3 protein-coding genes are annotated in these 1959 nt (G+C 67.3%); 1 reads left to right on the top strand and 2 read right to left on the bottom strand.

The features are described 5' to 3' along the window. The coding region (locus ACFWF3_RS34030) for a carboxyl transferase domain-containing protein (protein ID WP_379318116.1) at positions 1-615 on the bottom strand (615 nt) is incomplete at its 3' end. Positions 616-747: 132 nt separating this feature from the next. Here ACFWF3_RS34030 and ACFWF3_RS34025 point away from each other — a divergent pair. Beyond that, positions 748-1419 carry a pyridoxamine 5'-phosphate oxidase family protein gene (locus tag ACFWF3_RS34025; protein ID WP_379318114.1) on the top strand — a complete coding sequence of 224 codons (672 nt, stop codon included), beginning with the start codon at positions 748-750 and terminating at the stop codon, positions 1417-1419. 10 nt (positions 1420-1429) lie between these two features. Here ACFWF3_RS34025 and ACFWF3_RS34020 read toward each other — a convergent pair. Next, on the bottom strand, positions 1430-1959 hold a 530-nt coding region (locus tag ACFWF3_RS34020; protein WP_379318112.1), incomplete at its 5' end, for a LysR family transcriptional regulator substrate-binding protein.

Raw genomic sequence — 1959 nt, 5'->3', positions numbered from 1 at the left:
GGTCACTTCCTCGCCGGTGGTCTCGCGGATGATCTCGGGACCGGTCACGAACATGTACGCTGACTCGGTCGCGATCAGCACGTCGGTGTTGATCGGCGAATACACCGCGCCCGCAGCGCATTTGCCCAGCATCACCGACACCTGCGGCACTACCCCGGACAGCCGGGTCTGGCGCCTGCTCATCTCCGCGTACCAGGCCAGCGAGGTGACCGCGTCCTGCACCCGGGCGCCGCCGGAGTCGTTGATCGCCACGAACGGGCAGGCGATATCGGCCGCAAGATCCATCGCCATCGCGACCTTGCGCCCGAACATCTCACCCACCGATCCACCGAACACGGTCTGGTCGTGGGCGATCACCACCACCGGGCGCCCGTCGATCCTGCCGTGCCCGGTGACCACACCGTCACCGTAGAGTCCGTCGGCCGCGCCTGGTTGTTTCACCAGCGCCCCGATTTCGGTGAAACTGCCCTGGTCGAGAAGTATTTCGATGCGTTCGCGTGGACCGGGGATTCCTTTCGCCGCACGCTTGGCTATCCCCGCATCCCCCGCGGGTTCCCGCGCCGCCCTCAGATTGTCCCGCAGCTCTTGCAGTTTCGCAGCAGTAGTCGACTCCACCACGCACGCCCTTCCTCGTCCTGGTCGAGCTCTCCTTCATCGGTTAGCCAAAGCGTAGCGCTGACGTCCGCGCCGATATCAGCGGCACGGCGGACCGATCCTTGACGAATCACGCGTCGTACCGTGGGTGGGGTGAACAAGCCGACCCGATACGGAGCGATCGCCTTCTCCTCGGCCACCGAGCGCCGCCAGCGCAGCGGTGGTGGTTTCACCGTCCACGGCAGGCGGATGGCCGACGGCGCCGACATCGGCGAGCCCGAAGAGCTGGAGCCCCAAGTGGCGGGCCTGATCCGGCAGGCCGACTCGTTCTACCTCGCTACCGTCACCGGATCCGGCTGGCCCTACATCCAACATCGCGGCGGCCCACAAGGTTTCGTGCACGTACTCGACTCGTCGACGATCGCGTGGGCCGAGTACGCGGGTAACAACCAGTTCGTCACTGTGGGCAATCTCGACATCGACGATCGGGTGTCCCTGTTCTTCATCGATTACCCGACGCGCACCAGGGTCAAGATCTTCGGCCGGGTCGAGGTCGTCGAACGCGCCGACGATCCCGGCCTGCTCGACCGTCTCCTGACCACGTCGGCGGGCCCGATCGACGCACGCTCGGACCGGGCGTTCGTGGTGCGGGTCGAGGCGTTCGACCGGAACTGCACCAAGAACATCACCCCGCGCTACCGCACCGAGTGGATCCAGGACTACCTGCGCGCGGGCCGGGCTCCTCTCGAAGCCGAAATCGAGCGTCTACAACACCGCAACGCCGAGCTCGAGGCTGAAATCGCCCGCCTGAAGTCTTCCCCCTGACCGCCCGCGCCTATCGATCGACGGCGGAGGTATGGCCGCCGAAGGCGATACGTAGTTGCCCGAGCAGCACCTTCGCCGCCGGGCCGGGCGGGGGATCGGTGCGCCAGGCCAGGGCCAGCCGGCCGTGGATGGTGGGGTCGACGATGTCGAGGGATCGGACGCCGAAGGCGTCAGCTTCGGCGGTGGTGAGGGCTGGGACGATGGCGGTTCCCAGCCCGCGTGCGGCAAGGTCGAGGAGCAGCGGGGGAGCGGCGGCTTCGAAGGCGATGTTCGGGGTGAAACCGGCTGCGGCGCAGGAGCGTTCGAATACCCCGCGAAGGCCGGTGCCCCGGGTGAGACAGATGAGGCGGCGATCGGCGAGGGCTCCCAAGGTGATGGAGCCCGCCGATTCGGCGGGGTCGATGGGCGCATCGTGGGCGACGGCGGCGACGAGCGCGGTCTCCAGGATCACCTCGAGTCCGATGCCGGAATCTATTGGCGCGCCGGTCAATCCGGTCAGCGCAATGTCGAGTTCACCGTGTTCGACGGCGGCGAGCATCC

It is taken from the genome of Nocardia sp. NPDC060220 (assembly GCF_042727815.1).
Taxonomy (GTDB): Bacteria; Actinomycetota; Actinomycetes; order Mycobacteriales; family Mycobacteriaceae; genus Nocardia.
The sequence above is the reverse complement of the archived record's forward strand: the minus strand, read 5'-3'. Positions and strand labels throughout refer to the sequence as shown.